Origin of the sequence: Providencia sp. PROV201, assembly GCF_028479545.1 — a bacterium.
Taxonomy (GTDB): domain Bacteria; phylum Pseudomonadota; class Gammaproteobacteria; order Enterobacterales; family Enterobacteriaceae; genus Providencia; species Providencia huaxiensis.
The window spans coordinates 45,205-61,447 of sequence record NZ_JAMPNW010000025.1; the positions used below are offsets into that span (position 1 = coordinate 45,205).

Genomic DNA, 16,243 nt, shown 5'->3' on the forward strand with positions numbered 1-16,243 from the left:
AAATTTTAAAATAGATTGAGAAAGCGAATCGTTTCGCTTTTTTAGTAACAGCTATGTCACATAATATAAGAAATAATCATGTTTTAGGCTGTTTTCTTTACGTCTTCCCATCAGCTTATGTAAAGCTAAAAGCAAAGGCTTTGCCTAATCGTATAAAGCAAGGGATAATCAGGCTATCCCTACTTACTCATTATGTCGACAGTTACAAGCGCTGACGCTCAGATAAATGCGCTTTATCAGTGTAAATGCATTGTGTGTTGCAAGTGAGGTGGGTACACTGCACGACTAAGTTTATTTTGGAGTCATCTTAATGAGTGATATAGCGAATTGGCAGCCAACCGCCCCCATCGCTAACCTGTTACAGCGCGCAAAAATAATTGCGGAAATCAGACGTTTTTTTACTGATCGCTGTGTACTTGAAGTCGAAACCCCCGCAATGAGTCAGGCTACAGTCACTGACGTTCATCTTGTTCCATTTGCAACGCGTTTTGTGGGCCCAGGTGCGGCACAAGGCATTAATTTATATTTAATGACTAGCCCGGAATACCACATGAAACGTTTATTAGCAGCAGGTAGTGGGCCTATCTATCAGCTAGGTCGTAGCTTTAGAAATGAAGAAGCAGGGCGGCATCATAATCCTGAATTTACCATGTTAGAGTGGTACCGTCCGCATTTTGATATGTATCGCTTGATTAATGAAGTGGATGACTTACTGCAACAAGTCTTAGAGTGCGAGAGTGCGGAGCTACTTTCTTATCAGCAAGCGTTTTTACGCTATTTGGATATTGACCCATTGTCTGCTGAGAAAAGTGAATTACGTGAGGTTGCTGCTCGTTTAGATTTAAGCAATATCGCGGATCACGAAGAAGATAAAGATACCTTGCTACAGCTGTTATTTACCATGGGTGTTGAGCCTCATATCGGTAAAGAAAAGCCTGTGGTGGTGTATCATTTCCCTGCGACCCAAGCTTCTCTTGCTGTAATTAGCTCGGAAGACCATCGTGTTGCTGAGCGTTTTGAGGTGTATTATAAAGGAATGGAACTGGCGAATGGTTTCCATGAACTCACCGATGCAAGCGAACAGCGCCAGCGATTTGAACAAGACAACCGTAAACGCGTGACAATGGGGTTACCTACTGCACCTATTGATGAGCACTTACTTGCGGCTTTAGAGCATGGTTTACCTGATTGTTCTGGTGTCGCTGTTGGGGTTGATAGGTTGATTATGATTGCTTTAAATGCAGATAAAATCAGTGATGTGATCGCATTCCCTGTCACTATCGCTTAACTAATACGCCTAACTTGAAAATAATGCAGCCATTTGGCTGCATTATTGTTTTTGGTGCAGAAAACTATTTTTGTTTTTGTTGTTCTAAGAACTTAACCCCTAAGTCAGGGAAGTCTGTAAAGGCGCCATCGACATCAGCTTGGTTATAAATGATGTCATAAAGCTGTTGCCCATCTTTGGCGTATTTTGGCAGCTTATCAACACGAATAGTGAACGGGTGAACCGCCATTTTATTTTCATGGGCTTCTTTGACCATGCCATTCACTTTGATGTTAGTTGGCGTAGATTCTTCACTAATTAGCATATGATAATCAGGGCCAATACCATCTGCATAGGTTGCAATTTCTTTCATGGCACCCGGTTTCATCATCCAATCGTAATTGTAGTTAACCCAAGTTCCATCAGGTTTTTGCTCTTGAGTTTCGTTCCAATCGGTGTAAGCAATCAACTGAATTAATTTAAGATCCATTCCCATTTCAGGCATCAAGGTATTTTTAATACGTTTTAGATCATTTGGGTCAAATGATTGTAGATAAACGTTGGAATCCTTGGTGGTGTAACCATATTCTTTAAGAACTTCGAGTGTTTTCTTGGTGATATCTTTGCCTTCTTGCTGGTGGAACCAAGGGGCTTTAATTTCTGGGTAGATACCAATATTTTTACCTGTTGATTTGTTTAATCCTTGAACAAATTCAATCTCTTCTTGGAAAGTATGAACGCGGAAATCTGATTTGCCCATCGGGAAGCGGTTCGGATAGCTTTGGACTTTTTTACCATCAACAATATCAAATCCTTCTGTAAAATTGAGTGATTTGATTTCATCAAGGGTAAAGTCAATCGCATAATAACGGCCATCTTTACGCGCGCGGTCAGGGAAACGTTCAGCAACATCCGTCACGCGATCGAGATAATGGTCATGTAAGACCACGAGCTCGTTATCTTTCGTCATAACTAAATCTTGCTCAAGAAAATCAGCACCTTGTGCGTAAGCCATTGCTTTTGCAGGTAGGGTATGTTCCGGTAAGTAACCACTTGCACCACGATGTGCAATGACAACTTTACTTGAAGCTTGAGCTACAGCAGACACTGACATCACTAAAACCATACTAGCCACCAATGTTTTTAATGGAAAGCTCATGATTATATCTCCTTGGCACTTCATTTGGGTAAAAAAATGGGCTACATCATTTTTTGATATAGCCCACGAGTCTAGCGATTAACAATGAACATTTAATGAATGTTTATTGTGAGTTTGCTAATTCACGTTTATGTTTGCTTTCGCTCAACATGACGATAAACAGTAGAACAACAGCCAATGCTGAACCACCGATCATGACTGCGAAGCCACCGTCCCAACCGAAGTAGTCTACGGTATAACCAACGATAGCACTTGCTGCGACAGAACCACCGAGGTAGCCGAACAAGCCTGTGAATCCTGCGGCGGTACCTGCTGCTTTTTTCGGTGCAAGTTCAAGAGCGTGTAAACCAATCAACATAACAGGACCATAGATTAAGAAACCGATGATCAACATACATGCCATATCAACATTTGGGTTACCGGCTGGGTTCATCCAGAACACGATAGTTGCGATGGTTACCAGAACCATGAAGAACACACCAGTGGCTCCACGGTTACCGCGGAAGACTTTATCCGACATCCAACCACACAGTAACGTACCTGGGATACCTGCGTATTCATATAAGAAGTAAGCCCATGAAGATTTGTCCATTGCGAAGTGTTTAACTTCACGCAGGTAAGTTGGAGACCAGTCCAAAACACCATAACGCAGTAAGTAAACGAACACGTTCGCAATCGCAATCATCCATAACAGTTTGTTAGGGAAAACATACTTCATGAAGATTTCTTTTGCAGTTAATTCTTCTTCATCGGATGCTTTATAGTCTGTTGGATAGTCGTTTTTGTACTCTTCAATTGGAGGAAGACCACAAGATTGCGGGGTATCGCGCATTAACGCAAATGCAATGATTGCAACTAGAATAGCAGCCAATGCAGGCATATACAGCGCAGCTTTCCAGTCGTTAAACCATGCCATACCTAACATGAACAGTAATGGCGGGATACCACCACCGACGTTGTGCGCACAGTTCCAAACCGAAACGATACCACCACGTTCTTTTTGTGACCACCAGTGAACCATGGTACGTCCACAAGGAGGCCAACCCATACCTTGGAACCAACCACAAAGGAACAGTAATACGAACATTACCATGATGCTTGATGTTGCCCATGGTACGAATCCCATGACTAACATCACTACGGAGGCAAGAATCAAACCTGCGGGTAAGAAATAGCGCGGGTTTGCACGGTCGGAAAACGACCCCATGATAAATTTAGAAAATCCGTAAGCAATTGAGATCCCTGATAATGCGAAACCAAGGTCACCTTTAGAGAAACCTTGTTCAACAAGATATGGCATCGCTAACGCAAAGTTCTTTCGGACTAGATAATACGCTGCGTAACCAAAGAAAATACCCATGAAGATCTGCCAACGAAGCTTACGATAGACAGGATCTACCTTATCAGCTGGCAGCCTCTCTATATGAGGTGCTGGTTTAAAAATGCTTAACATATACGCCTCCGATGGCATGCTAATTTTTATTTACACTTCCATTTCTCTATTTCAGAGAAATATTGAGTGTTTATTATTGGTGAAGTAACAAAAACGAAAGTATTCGAGTAATTTAAGAGTCTTTATTTTCTTAATTGCTCTAAATTGTAGTCGTTAAAAAACAATTTATCTGTAATCCAACGCACAATTATTGATTTTGTTTATGAAGTTGCATAGTAAATGACATTTGTGAATAGAATGGAACTGGAAATGTTAATTATTTTGTGATTTTCATCACGATTTTGTTCTTTGAGGTGCTAAAAATGTCGCAATTACTTTCGTTTTTGTTCCTTATCAAACATCGATCGCGTTTCTGGGCTATATTTAATAATAGATTATAAAAATAGAACCTATACTTATTTATTATAGAAACGTTTATTAATGTGAGGAATGCGACATGAATGGCTCATCTGTGACTGAAACGGATGTCATCATTATCGGTGGTGGCGCAACAGGTGCAGGAGTCGCTCGTGACTGCGCTCGCCGAGGCCTAAGAACCGTTTTACTCGAAAGACATGATATTGCGACTGGCGCGACAGGACGTAACCATGGATTACTGCATAGTGGCGCGCGTTATGCCGTCACAGATGGTGAATCTGCCAGAGAATGTATCGAAGAGAACAAAATTTTAAAGCGTATCGCACATCATTGTATTGAACGAACGGACGGTTTGTTTATTACTCTTCCTGAAGACAGCTTAGAATATCAGCAGCAATTCATTACGGCCTGCCAAGCGGCAGGTATTGATGCGACTGCGATTGACCCTAAAGAGGCTATTCGTCTTGAACCTTCTGTTAACCCGCATTTAATTGGTGCGGTTCGCGTTCCTGATGGTACGGTTGACCCATTCCGTTTAACTGCGGCAAATATGTTAGATGCCAGAGAGCATGGCGCAAAAGTGTTAACTTATCATGAAGTTATTGGCTTAATTCGTGATGGTGATACGGTACGCGGTGTGACGGTATATGATCATCATGCTAAGAAACAATATGATATTTACGCAGAAATTGTCGTCAATGCGGGCGGGATCTGGGGACAAAAAATTGCAGAATATGGCGAATTAAAAATTAAAATGTTCCCTGCGAAAGGGGCACTATTAATTTTAGGTCACCGTTTGAACAATATGGTGATAAACCGTTGCCGTAAACCTGCAGATGCCGATATTTTGGTTCCCGGCGATACGATTTCCCTGATTGGGACCACGTCGACTCATATTGAATATGACCAAATTGATAATATGTATGTCACCCCTGAAGAGGTGGATATTCTGATTCGCGAAGGTTCAATGTTGTCTCCTGCACTTGCGACAACGCGCATTTTACGTGCATATGCAGGCGTTCGACCATTAGTTGCTAGTGATGATGACCCATCAGGGCGTAACGTAAGCCGCGGTATTGTGTTGTTAGACCATGCTAAACGCGATGGCTTAGAAGGTTTTATCACCATTACAGGGGGTAAGTTGATGACTTATCGCCTGATGGCGGAATGGGCGACAGATAAAGTTTGCGAAAAACTTGGTCACAGCGCCAAATGTACAACAGCAGAGGCCCCATTACCGGGGTCGCAGCACAGCGCAGAAGAAGCCTTACGTAATGTTGTTTCTATCCCAGCCCCTATTCGTGGCTCTGCGGTTTACCGCCATGGTGACAGAGCTTCTGCAATTCTCAGTACGGATAGGCTCGATAAAAGTTTAGTTTGTGAGTGTGAAGCCGTTACTGCGGGTGAGGTGCGTTATGCCGTGAATTCATTGACGGTCAATAATCTGCTTGATTTAAGGCGCCGTACTCGTGTGGGTATGGGAACTTGCCAAGGTGAGCTATGTGCATGCCGCGCAGCTGGCTTACTCAATCGTTTTAATGTTACAACGCCCCATGAAACAGAGCAGCAATTAAGTCACTTCCTGAATGAGCGCTGGAAAGGTGTACGTCCAATAGCTTGGGGGGATGCGCTGCGTGAAAGTGAATTTACTAGCTGGGTATATCACGGGTTATGTGGCATGAATGAAGCGACACTAGGCAAGGATGCACAGAAGGAGGCAGATAATGAAATATGATGTAGTGGTAATGGGCGGCGGTTTGGCTGGATTAATGAGCGGTATACGTTTAACCCAGTCTGGCCTATCTTGTGCAATTGTTAGCGCAGGGCAAAATGCATTGCATTTTTCATCAGGCTCCTTAGATTTATTAACCCATTTGCCTAATGGGGAAGTGGCTGAAAAACCATTAGAAATGCTTGATGCGTTAAAGGAACAGTCGCCAGCTCACCCTTATAGTTTAATCGGAAAAACGCAGGTTACTGAATTAGCGCATATGGCGCAGTCGATATTGCAGCAAGCGGGAGTCCATTTAAAAGGCTCTTGTGAAGAAAACCACTATCGCATTACACCTCTAGGCCATAAGCGCATGACTTGGCTTAGTCCTAAATTTGTTCCAACGGTTGGCTTACACCATAAAATGGATGCTAACAATATTGCGGTGGTTGGTATCGAAGGTTTCTTGGATTTTCAACCCCAAATGGTTGCGGATGAGCTACAACGTGAAGGGCTACAAGCAACAGCGCACTATGTGCATTTACCATTATTAGACCGGTTAAGAGAAAACCCGAGCGAGTTTAGAGCCGTTAATGTTGCTCGTTGGTTAGACCGTCCAGAAAACATGGCTCAAATGGTAGCTGAAATTTCCCCGTTGGTCGCAGATGCAGAAGCGATTTTCATGCCAGCGTGTATCGGACTCGACAGTGATGAACCTTTACAGGAATTACAAAGGAATTTAGGTAAGCCTATATTTTTATTGCCGACTCTTCCACCTTCTTTATTGGGGATCCGTTTACACGAAATGTTATTGCGTCAGTTTCGGCGCCAAGGTGGCATAGTGATGCCAGGTGATAAAGTCACTGCGGTAAACTGTGTGGATGGCCGAATTGAATCTGTCCAGACTCGTAATCATGGTGACATCTCTTTAAAAGCTAAGCATTTTGTTCTGGCAACGGGGAGTTTTTTCAATAATGGATTGGTGGCAGAGTTTGACCGTGTGTATGAGCCGTTGATGCAATTGGACCTGTGTGAAATTTCAGAACGTGCAAAATGGACTAACAAAGAGTTTTTTGCTTCCCAACCTTATATGGCTTTTGGCGTGAAAACTGATGAAAAGCTGCGCGCACAAAAAGAGGGGAACGCTATTTCAAACCTTTATGTCGCTGGCGCTGTATTAGGCGGTTTTGACCCTCTCACCCAAGGTTGTGGGGCGGGTGTATCAATAATTAGCGCATTATATGCCGCTAATGAAATCATTAATGAACTGATTAAGAGTAAAACCATGCAGGTGGAGGTGGCACAATGAGTATTCAAGATGCAAGCTTTGAAAGCTGTATTAAATGCACGGTGTGTACCACTTATTGCCCTGTAGCAAAGGTTAATCCATTGTATCCAGGCCCTAAGCAAGCCGGGCCCGATGGTGAGCGCTTGCGCTTAAAAGACCCAATGTTATATGACGAGGCACTTAAATATTGTACAAACTGCAAGCGCTGTGAAGTGGCTTGCCCATCGGATGTGAAAATTGGCGATATTATTGCCCGTGCGCGTAATACTTACAGCCAGCAAAAACCGAAAATTCGTGATGCAATTCTCAGTCATACCGATTTAATGGGGTCGCTATCTACGCCATTTGCACCAGTTGTAAATACGATTACAGGGTTAAAACCTGTACGTCAAATCCTTGATAAAGCACTGAAAATAGACCATCGCCGTGAATTACCAAAATATTCATTTGGGACTTTCCGTCGTTGGTATGCAAAACAAGCCGCTGAACAAGCTAAATTTGAAGAGCAAGTTGCGTTTTTCCATGGTTGCTATGTGAATTATAACCACCCTCAATTAGGTAAAGACTTAATTAAAGTCTTCAATGGGATGAACATTGGCGTTCAATTACTTAAACGTGAAAAATGTTGTGGTGTGGCGTTAATTGCGAATGGCTTTATGAAACAGGCAAAACGCCAAGCCAATGTGAATTTAGAGTCATTACAAGAAACTATCCTTGAAAAACATGTGCCTGTTGTTGCAACTTCATCAACGTGTACGTTTACTATCCGTGATGAATATACACATGTCCTTGATGTTGATACTTCTGCAATGAGGGATAACATTGAGCTCGCAACACGTTATATTTATCGTTTACTGGAAGAAGGGCGTGAACTCAAACTGAAACATACGCCTTTAAAAGTGGCTTATCATACACCATGCCATATGGAAAAAATGGGTTGGACCTCCTACACATTAGAGTTAATTAAGCGTGTACCCGGTGTTGAGCTGATAGTGTTAGACTCACAGTGCTGTGGTATCGCAGGAACCTATGGTTTCAAAAAAGAAAACTATGAGGTTTCTCAAGGTATTGGTGCCGGGTTATTTCGCCAAATTGAAGAAAGTGGTGCTGATATGGTGATCACTGATTGTGAAACGTGTAAGTGGCAGATTGAGATGTCGACGAGTAAGAAGTGTGAGCATCCCATCTCACTTTTAGCAAAAGCTTTGTGATCTATTACTTATCGAATTGTAGGGTTGTTATTTGTTGTTTTAGCTCAGTTAATCTTATTTGGAGATAGCATTTAGCTATCTCCTTTTTTTGTTTTTAGTGTTGATTGACTAACTGCTTTTTATCTGAGTTTGCGAAGAAATATCTCAAGATAAAATTCAAAAGCACACCATAAGCAGGTAAGAAAAACAGCATACAAATAAGTAGCTTAAAGACATAGTCAACTAAAGCAATTTCTACCCAGTTTGCGGCCATAAATGGGTCGCTACTACGGAAAAATGCGATAAAGAAGAACGCGATAGTATCAATTAAGTTACCAAAGAACATGGCACAAGCAGGAGCCACATACCAACGTGCATTTTGACGTAATCGATTGAAAACACTGACATCTAATATTTGCCCCAGGACATAAGCCATAAAGCTAGCGGCTGCGATACGTGCGACAAATAAGTTAAATTCAGACAATGCAGTAAAGCCTTGCCATTCACCTTGGAAAAATAATGCTGAAATAACATAGGATATCAGTAATGCCGGCAGCATAACCGCAGTGATAATTCTGCGTGCAAGTGGCGCGCCATAAATACGGACGGTTAAGTCAGTTGCTAAGAAAATAAATGGAAAAGTAAATGCGCCCCAAGTGGTATGGAAACCGAAAATATTAATCGGTAATTGCACTAGGTAGTTACTAGAAGTAATAATTAAAATATGAAATAACGAAAGCCAAATTAACGCAGTGGCTTTTTGCTGCGCAGTAAAATTAAACATATTGTACCTTTTTAGTGACAATGGGGTGAGGGAACCCATGAAATTCATCCCAACAGTTGGGAACTGTGCATCATACGCTCGTTGCGCAACGAAAGCAAAACAGTTCATTCATCAAGACACGTTTTATTATATAATTCGATTATTGATCTCTCTTTAGAAGTGTTTATTTATGTCTGATTCTTTTGATAATGCTACTAAGACCCTTGACACACTTGGGTTGCGTTGCCCTGAGCCTGTGATGTTAGTGCGTAAAACGGTTCGTAATATGGCAGATGGGGAAACGTTGTTAATTATTGCGGATGACCCAGCAACCACACGCGACATTCCGGGCTTTTGCCGTTTTATGGAGCATGATTTATTAGCCGTAGAGGTTGATAATACCCCGTATCGTTATTTGCTGCGTAAAAAGTCGAGCTAATAGTTATTAGCTAATTTCATTTTGTACGTTAATTCCTGCCAAGAAGTAGGGATTAACGTAGGTTTAATACTTCCTGATAGCTCAGCCCTGTAAGTTGACAGATAAGTTCAATACTTGTACCAAGTTGTAAACCTTTAAGAGCAATTTCATGTTGTTTTTTGTTTTCTCCGATATCAATGCCTCTATTTACACCGATATCAATACCTTCTTGTAATCCTTGGTTTTTTAATCGTTGTGCGATGTTCATGATATCCTCTTGGTTATTTTCTAGTTGGTATATAAGTTGATTGACCACTGTTTCAAAATGCGGTGAATCCATAGTAATAAATAAGTAATTGAAAATAGTAATTATGTCATCACTATGATGATAGTTTCGATTCATCGCTTCAGCTAGTAATTGCGTAATTTTTTCTATGTTATCTCTTAGGTCTCTATGTTTCATAGCAAGTTCCATGACGGCAACTTTGCGATGGTTTACGAGCTCATTATCATCAATAACAGTAATATCGACGAGAGGAAATGGCTGACTGTATAAGTTTGACGCAATTTCAGGCCACTGAAAACAGTGTGTCCACGGCTTAGCATATGGGTAAGGGGTTATTTTCCCATGATAAAATAAAACTGGGACAACTAGTGGTAAATCACGATGACCTTGTTGTAAGTGCTGATTCATGGCAAGGAACGCATAATGCATCATCCTCCAACCCATTAGTTTATCGGGTGTTGATTGATGTTCAACTAACATATAAATATATCCTTCACCTTGCTGTGTCTCGACAGTGTAGAGAACATCTGAAAGACGAGTACGTAGCTGATTATCAATGAAAGATGAATTTGTTATCGCTAATGTTTTGAAATCACATAACTGCTTAATATGATTAGGTAAGTGAATATCAAAAAAATCACGTGCATTATCAATTTTAGACATAAACCCTTTAAATGCAGCATCATGCGGTGTTGAACTGTGATTTTTTACCATACTCAGTACCCACTAAACGTTATACCAAAATAATCTATTGATAAAACGTATTCTAGCGAAAACTGAGGTTTATGGAGAAAAAGTTAGTCCTAATTCTTTAATTGAATTTGCATTTAACATATTGTAATACAGGTGTTTATTGGAAATGTTGTAAATGAAAAACGCCACTTAACGCGGCGTTTAAATTGGTTGATTGAAACTCTGTTAATTAAAGCTATTTTTTCACTTGGGGTAATTTAACGCGTAATAGACGCACTGCGTTCGCTGTGACGAGTGCTGTTGCGCCTGAATCAGCCAATACAGCGACCCAAAGGCCTGTAATACCTAATAAACTTGTGACAAGGAATACGGCTTTTAACCCCAAGGCAATCGCGATATTTTCACGAATGATTTTTCGCGTTGCACGAGAAAGCGCGATGATTTCAGCTAGCCCCGTTAAACGGTTATGAGTTAATGCGGCATCGGCGGTTTCTAACGCAACGTCCGTACCACTTCCCATGGCTACCCCGATACTGGAGGCTTTCATCGCAGGCGCATCATTAATACCATCTCCAACCATCATGGTGCTGTGGTTACGATTAAGTTCCATTACTGCGGTAACTTTATCTTCAGGTAACAAGCCAGCACGGAACTCCATGCCTAGTTGCCCTGCAATGGCACTCGCAGCACGAGGATTATCACCCGTTAGCATCACCGCATTAACGTTAAGCGCTTTAAGCAAACTCATTGCGTCATTTGCATCATTGCGCAGTGTATCTTGTAGCGCGGTTAAACCAATTACACGGTTATCTTCTAGTGTGACAACAACCGTTTTCCCTTCGGCCTCAAGTGCCTCAACTTTACCTTGCCATTCGCTATTTAGCGGGGTATCAAGGCGGTTTGGTGCACTAACCAGTATATGTTTATCGTTCAAAACACCTTCAACACCTTTCCCTGCCAGTGCTTTTCGGTCTTGAGCTTCGGTTACTACCAACGATAATGCTTCGGCTTTATTCACTACCGCCTTAGCCAGTGGGTGATGGGAGCCCACCTCAACGGAAGCGGTTATCCGTACTAATTCACTTTCTGTCATGCCTTCTTCAGGGACAAGGTCAGTGACATGCGGTTTACCTTCCGTTAGTGTGCCTGTTTTATCTAAAGCAATTGTTGTGATAGTACCCAGTTGTTCAAGTGCTGCGCCGCCTTTAATTAATGCACCGCGCCGTGTCGCCGTTGCGAGTGCAGAGGTGATTGCGGCAGGGGTCGAAATTACTAAGGCACAAGGACAACCGATTAATAGCAGTGTCAAACCGCGGTAAATCCATGTTTCCCATGATGCATCAAAGAAAATTGGTGGAATAATAATCACCAATGCAGAAATAAGCATAATGATTGGTGTGTATATGCGACTAAAGCGGTCAATAAAGCGTTCTATTGGAGCGCGGCGTTCTTCAGCTTCTTCAATTAGCTGTAAAATACGGTCGATGGCATTTTGGCCTTGCTCTGACACCACTTTCATCTGCACGGCTCTATCAACGGATAAACAGCCAGCAGCAACTTTTTCGCCTGCATTGCGTTCGACGGGAACAGATTCACCTGTTAGCGCACTCTCATCAAAGCTGGCAAAACCTGAGACTAATACGGCATCGGTAGGTAAACGACCACCCGGTGCGATTTCAATAATATCACCAGGGCGTAATTGTGCCACAGGTATGGTGGTTTTTTGTCCATCCTTGATCAAAACAGCATCTTCTGGGACCAGTGCCATTAAGGCGCTAACTCCTCGTCGGGCTCTTCCGGCAGAATAAGACTCCAACATTTCGCCTAACATAAACAGTAAGATAACCATTGCGGCTTCTTCTGTGGCTTGAATAAAGATTGCACCTACCGCGGCAACGGTCATCAAAGTTTCGATAGCAAAGGGTGAGCCAGTACGAATTAGGCGCAACGATTTACGAGCAATAGGGTATAAACCAAACAGGGTTGTCAAAATAAAGGCGATGTTACCAATTTTTGGGCTGAATGATTCAATACCCCAGCTAATTGCCATTAAAATCGCTAATATAATGACGGGCTTAGCTTCACTGAGTAAGCTTTGTGGTGGCGCAATAGCCGCCGCACTATTACCATTCACTTCGAGCAATTCATAGCCAGCAGCTTCAACCGTGGAACGAACCGCCGCGCTAATATCCGTATTGGCATCAACCACTAATTTTTCAGTAGCGAACAATACCTTAGCTTGTTTAACTTCACTAATTTGGCCGACTGCGGTTTCAATTTTATTGGCACAACTAGGGCAATCCATACCGCGAATAACCCAACTGAATCGTTGCCCTGCGGCTTGGGTTGGCTCAACGTCATTGATGATATTCGCGCTTAACCCACAACTATCACCGTGTTGGTGGTCATGGCCTGCATGGCTATGGTTATGGTGCGTATCGTCGGTATCATGCTCATGGGATGAATGGCATCCTTGATGCTGGTGAGATTCTTCATCGTCATCAGAGTGTTGCTTTGTATAGCCATGTTCGTGAGTATGTGAGTCATTACTCACTTCTTTGCTGTTCTCTGTGATTACAGAAGAACACGTAGCGCTATTCGAGCAGCAAGAACTGGTATGTGTATGATTTTCTTTATGAGAGTGTGAGTGCATAAGCGCCCCCTTATCTAACAATAATTCGTTTCATTATTCATTGCAGATAAGTTTACACTCTGGAGTCTACTCCAGAGTCAAACTAAAAGAGGGGCTGCCAACTGATAAAATTCTCAAATAGCACTTTTTATCAATTGGCATGGTGTTTACTAAAAAGGGGTTATAAATAAATTGCTCGGACAATAAAGAACTGCCCAAGGAAATAGAGAGCAGCAACAACGGCTTTTGAAGCTTTAAATGGGATACGGAATCGAGCAATTAGCCAAACACAGTTAGAAAGAAAGAGCAGTGATGCACCAACCATGATTGAAAAATTGTATTCACGACCGAGACCAAAATATTGGTCACCAGCAACCCATGCCATAATCATACACATTATTAATGATGCAAAAACAATGGCTTGAAGATTTTCAAGTTTGCCCCAGATAAATACTAAAGTAATGGCAGCGACAATCAGAGGGGCGGCTAGCCAAGGTAGATAGAGCCCGAAATTGAGTTGCATTCCGAAGCTGATGGTATAAATCAGGTAACTCAAGAACATCAACGCAACGGAAGCTAGTAAGTGCTCACTTGAAAGCATACGAGACAGATCCGCGACGAGCGAGACTAGTAGCCCCGCAAGAATGAGGTAATTTTGCAGGTTAAGATCGTCGGAACTCCAGCCCCAAAGTAATAAAAGTAGCAGTGTGATCGGGCGAAATAACCACCGTTGCCACCCGGGTCCTCGATAGGCGGCATCGACATATAACCAACCAGAAAAGAGTACTGCGAGGAATGGCCAACTAATCATATACACATCCTTATATGTTCAATGAATGACACGACAGTGATCCGGCAACTTATACTCGTTTACTTCAAGCTATGTAGAGTATAGAAGCGTGTCCAACTTAGTTAAATAAGATAAACTATAGCGACTGACTTTTTAAGTGAAAAGCATACATTATGAATAAGCCCATATTATTGATCATTGTTTTAGCGATCATTGCTGTTCTAGCAACCAAGCGTTTTTTTGATCAACGCAAGCAAAATGAAATCAACGATAACGCCTTGCCTGTGAGTTACTTAGTCAAGGTTGATAGCAAAAAAGACTATCCATACCCAAATATGCGCTCTCGAGAGCGGGATGTTGTTTCCCCTGAAACTTTTCGCTATGAGATTCACTTTAAGACGCTATCAAGTGGCGAAATTATTAAAACTATTGTAACTGAAGAACAGTATCAAGGCGTTGAACTTGGCCATGAAGGTAAGCTCATTATGCAAGGTACCCGCTTTATTCGTTTTGAGCCAGCGTAGAATAGGTTACTCGCCTAATTGTTTTTTCTTCGCTTTTTCTAAATCAGCTTTATTTTTTTTCTGCATCGCTAGCATTTCGAATACACCAAAAAAGAAAATGCGCAGTTGAACTAAACCCGATATTTTTTCCCCTTTTGGTAGCGTTGCTTTTAGGAAAATAGTTTGTAATGCGTGCATGAAAATCATAAAAACCATTGCAATATCCATAAAGTATTTCAATGGTTTAGGGAATGGATGGACGAGGTTAAAGACCATAAAACTCCAAACGCAAATCATGAGTAGGCGTCCAATATTGATAAACATGTTTTTGTCCCTAAAGTGAAGTTCGAATAAAAAGGCGATATGCGACTTGCCCCGCTATTTTTTCGCGATGAAGTTGCCAATTAGCTGGAATGTCAGTAAGTGGTGACTCCGCTTCTGACTCAACGTATATCCAGCTTTCTTCAGCTAACCATTGGTTTTTTTCTAACAATTGAATAGTTTCATTGAGCAGCCCTTTGCGAAATGGTGGGTCAATGAAAACGACATCAAAAGGTGTACCTGCTTGACTTAAAAAAGTTAGGCTATTGTGATTCACTACAGTTGCGTTATCTGCTTGTAAGCGAGCTTTGTTTTCAGTTAACAGTTGTGCGTTTTGTTTATCGAACTCAATAAAGGTGACCGTTTCTGCAAAACGAGAAAGTGCTTCAAAGCCGAGTGAGCCACTTCCTGCGAAGCAATCTAAGCAACGAGCATCTCGAATAATTGGCATTAACCAGTTAAATAACGTTTCTTTTATTCTGTCTGTAGTTGGACGTAAGCCCTCACTATCACGAACTGGCAGCTTTCTTCCGCGCCATTTTCCACCGATAATACGAATTTGCCCTAAAGAGGGGGATTGTGGTTTTTTTGCCATAATGTTTATTGTTGCTTAACGGGTTTATGTACTTAAATTTGATTGTTACTATTGTATACCTGTCAGGCGATAAGTTGCAGTGTTGTTATCTCTGATTGGTCATTTTTCAATTATAGAACTTTATTTTCACCGTTTTAACACTGAAATTCAGATTAAATTGGCAGGATTTTTCTTTCAGATATGTGTTGCTGAGCGATGAAATGGTAGACTGCATATAATTTTATTGCGATTTGATTATCGAGTGCCATATTTTTACCGCGAGGAGTGTAGTGGCAAATGGCTAAAGACAAGAAAAAAGGTTTTTTCTCATGGTTGGGGTTTGGGCGTAAAAATGAAGAAGAAACCCAGCAACAAGAAGCTCAACAGCATGATAATGATGTAGTCAAGGACGTTGAAAACCAATCAACCCATGAAACTGCGGTAGATGCCGCAACAGCCGAAGCGGAACGTCAACATCAAGCAGAGCAGGCCGCTATTAAAGCCGCTGAAGATGAAGCTGAGCGCCAGTATGAAGCGCAGCAAGCTGCGATTGATGCGGCAACCGAACAAGCAGAACGTGAGCGAGAAGCTAAATTAGCAGAACTCCAAGCGGCCCAAGAGCAAGCGGAACAAGCGCATCAGGAAGCCCAAGAGAAAATATTAGCGGAAGAAAAAGCGGAGCGTGAACGCCAAGAAGCTGAAGCAATACGTATTGCTGAAGCAGAAATGGCACGTCAGCGTCAAGTTGAGTTAGCTGCGATCCAAGCAGCAGAAGAAGCTGAAGAACAACGTCGTCAAGCTGAGTTATCTGCAATCCAAGCGGCAGAAGAACAAGCGG

The 16,243-nt window shown here is 42.0% G+C and carries 14 protein-coding genes and 1 pseudogene; 7 read left to right on the plus strand and 8 right to left on the minus strand.

Features of this window, described 5'->3' with window-relative positions:
• The first annotated feature begins 310 nt into the window (after positions 1 to 310).
• Positions 311 to 1,288, plus strand: coding sequence for an elongation factor P--(R)-beta-lysine ligase (gene epmA, locus PR809_RS17255; RefSeq protein WP_102137996.1), 978 nt, complete (start codon positions 311 to 313; stop codon positions 1,286 to 1,288).
• 64 nt (positions 1,289 to 1,352) lie between these two features.
• Here epmA and glpQ read toward each other — a convergent pair whose 3' ends face one another.
• Entirely contained in the window at positions 1,353 to 2,426 is a 1,074-nt protein-coding gene (gene glpQ, locus PR809_RS17260) for a glycerophosphodiester phosphodiesterase (RefSeq protein WP_195697740.1), read from the minus strand.
• A gap of 103 nt (positions 2,427 to 2,529) precedes the next feature.
• On the minus strand, positions 2,530 to 3,879 hold the full coding sequence (gene glpT, locus PR809_RS17265) for a glycerol-3-phosphate transporter (protein WP_102137994.1): 1,350 nt from the start codon (positions 3,877 to 3,879) through the stop codon (positions 2,530 to 2,532).
• A gap of 436 nt (positions 3,880 to 4,315) precedes the next feature.
• On the opposite strand from glpT, the gene glpA reads away from it, so the two are divergent.
• From glpA to glpC, 3 genes are read left to right on the plus strand one after another with little or no spacing between them, the layout of a single operon-like run.
• Positions 4,316 to 5,971 carry an anaerobic glycerol-3-phosphate dehydrogenase subunit A gene (gene glpA, locus PR809_RS17270; protein ID WP_004258606.1) on the plus strand — a complete coding sequence of 552 codons (1,656 nt, stop codon included), beginning with the start codon at positions 4,316 to 4,318 and terminating at the stop codon, positions 5,969 to 5,971.
• The gene (gene glpB / locus PR809_RS17275; RefSeq protein ID WP_206276523.1) at positions 5,961 to 7,256 is read left to right on the plus strand and encodes a glycerol-3-phosphate dehydrogenase subunit GlpB; all 1,296 of its coding nucleotides are present in this window, start codon (positions 5,961 to 5,963) and stop codon (positions 7,254 to 7,256) included. The genes glpA and glpB overlap by 11 nt, the downstream gene beginning before the upstream one ends.
• Positions 7,253 to 8,446 (plus strand): anaerobic glycerol-3-phosphate dehydrogenase subunit GlpC, encoded by a 1,194-nt coding sequence (glpC, locus tag PR809_RS17280; protein WP_004258601.1) that lies wholly within the window; start codon positions 7,253 to 7,255, stop codon positions 8,444 to 8,446. Before glpB ends, glpC begins: the two co-directional genes overlap by 4 nt.
• 94 nt (positions 8,447 to 8,540) lie before the next feature.
• Here glpC and PR809_RS17285 read toward each other — a convergent pair whose 3' ends face one another.
• On the minus strand, positions 8,541 to 9,209 hold the full coding sequence (locus PR809_RS17285) for a 7-cyano-7-deazaguanine/7-aminomethyl-7-deazaguanine transporter (RefSeq protein WP_102137991.1): 669 nt from the start codon (positions 9,207 to 9,209) through the stop codon (positions 8,541 to 8,543).
• Between the two features lie 169 nt (positions 9,210 to 9,378).
• On the opposite strand from PR809_RS17285, the gene tusA reads away from it, so the two are divergent.
• Positions 9,379 to 9,627, plus strand: coding sequence for a sulfurtransferase TusA (gene tusA / locus PR809_RS17290; RefSeq protein WP_102137990.1), 249 nt, complete (start codon positions 9,379 to 9,381; stop codon positions 9,625 to 9,627).
• 52 nt (positions 9,628 to 9,679) lie between these two features.
• Here tusA and PR809_RS17295 read toward each other — a convergent pair whose 3' ends face one another.
• From PR809_RS17295 to PR809_RS17305, 3 genes are all read right to left on the minus strand, one after another.
• Positions 9,680 to 10,606, minus strand: coding sequence for an Rpn family recombination-promoting nuclease/putative transposase (locus tag PR809_RS17295; RefSeq protein ID WP_206276524.1), 927 nt, complete (start codon positions 10,604 to 10,606; stop codon positions 9,680 to 9,682).
• A 214-nt stretch (positions 10,607 to 10,820) separates the two neighbouring features.
• The gene (locus tag PR809_RS17300; RefSeq protein ID WP_206276525.1) at positions 10,821 to 13,238 is read right to left on the minus strand and encodes a zinc/cadmium/mercury/lead-transporting ATPase; all 2,418 of its coding nucleotides are present in this window, start codon (positions 13,236 to 13,238) and stop codon (positions 10,821 to 10,823) included.
• Between the two features lie 160 nt (positions 13,239 to 13,398).
• Positions 13,399 to 14,028, minus strand: a complete 630-nt coding sequence (locus PR809_RS17305) for a lysoplasmalogenase (protein WP_102137987.1) — start codon at positions 14,026 to 14,028, stop codon at positions 13,399 to 13,401.
• Between the two features lie 152 nt (positions 14,029 to 14,180).
• On the opposite strand from PR809_RS17305, the gene PR809_RS17310 reads away from it, so the two are divergent.
• A complete protein-coding gene (locus PR809_RS17310) occupies positions 14,181 to 14,531 on the plus strand; it encodes a DUF2500 family protein (protein ID WP_102137986.1) in 351 nt (116 codons plus the stop codon).
• A gap of 6 nt (positions 14,532 to 14,537) precedes the next feature.
• Here the strand turns inward: PR809_RS17310 and PR809_RS17315 are convergent, their stop codons facing one another.
• Together PR809_RS17315 and rsmD are read right to left on the minus strand one after the other, a co-directional pair.
• Positions 14,538 to 14,834, minus strand: coding sequence for a DUF1145 family protein (locus tag PR809_RS17315; protein ID WP_102137985.1), 297 nt, complete (start codon positions 14,832 to 14,834; stop codon positions 14,538 to 14,540).
• A gap of 10 nt (positions 14,835 to 14,844) precedes the next feature.
• On the minus strand, positions 14,845 to 15,426 hold the full coding sequence (gene rsmD, locus PR809_RS17320; RefSeq protein ID WP_206276526.1) for a 16S rRNA (guanine(966)-N(2))-methyltransferase: 582 nt from the start codon (positions 15,424 to 15,426) through the stop codon (positions 14,845 to 14,847).
• Positions 15,427 to 15,702: 276 nt separating this feature from the next.
• Between rsmD and PR809_RS17325 the strand changes: the two are divergent.
• Positions 15,703 to 16,243: pseudogene (locus tag PR809_RS17325) on the plus strand (signal recognition particle-docking protein FtsY); the annotation flags it as partial.

What these genes read in the sequence shown, in the direction of transcription:
- epmA (WP_102137996.1), top strand. Translation starts at nt 311, where the DNA reads ATGAGTGATATAGCGAATTGGCAGCCAACCGCCCCCATCGCTAACCTG.
- glpQ (WP_195697740.1), bottom strand. Translation starts at nt 2,426, where the DNA reads ATGAGCTTTCCATTAAAAACATTGGTGGCTAGTATGGTTTTAGTGATG.
- glpT (WP_102137994.1), bottom strand. Translation starts at nt 3,879, where the DNA reads ATGTTAAGCATTTTTAAACCAGCACCTCATATAGAGAGGCTGCCAGCT.
- glpA (WP_004258606.1), top strand. Translation starts at nt 4,316, where the DNA reads ATGAATGGCTCATCTGTGACTGAAACGGATGTCATCATTATCGGTGGT.
- glpB (WP_206276523.1), top strand. Translation starts at nt 5,961, where the DNA reads ATGAAATATGATGTAGTGGTAATGGGCGGCGGTTTGGCTGGATTAATG.
- glpC (WP_004258601.1), top strand. Translation starts at nt 7,253, where the DNA reads ATGAGTATTCAAGATGCAAGCTTTGAAAGCTGTATTAAATGCACGGTG.
- PR809_RS17285 (WP_102137991.1), bottom strand. Translation starts at nt 9,209, where the DNA reads ATGTTTAATTTTACTGCGCAGCAAAAAGCCACTGCGTTAATTTGGCTT.
- tusA (WP_102137990.1), top strand. Translation starts at nt 9,379, where the DNA reads ATGTCTGATTCTTTTGATAATGCTACTAAGACCCTTGACACACTTGGG.
- PR809_RS17295 (WP_206276524.1), bottom strand. Translation starts at nt 10,606, where the DNA reads ATGGTAAAAAATCACAGTTCAACACCGCATGATGCTGCATTTAAAGGG.
- PR809_RS17300 (WP_206276525.1), bottom strand. Translation starts at nt 13,238, where the DNA reads ATGCACTCACACTCTCATAAAGAAAATCATACACATACCAGTTCTTGC.
- PR809_RS17305 (WP_102137987.1), bottom strand. Translation starts at nt 14,028, where the DNA reads ATGATTAGTTGGCCATTCCTCGCAGTACTCTTTTCTGGTTGGTTATAT.
- PR809_RS17310 (WP_102137986.1), top strand. Translation starts at nt 14,181, where the DNA reads ATGAATAAGCCCATATTATTGATCATTGTTTTAGCGATCATTGCTGTT.
- PR809_RS17315 (WP_102137985.1), bottom strand. Translation starts at nt 14,834, where the DNA reads ATGTTTATCAATATTGGACGCCTACTCATGATTTGCGTTTGGAGTTTT.
- rsmD (WP_206276526.1), bottom strand. Translation starts at nt 15,426, where the DNA reads ATGGCAAAAAAACCACAATCCCCCTCTTTAGGGCAAATTCGTATTATC.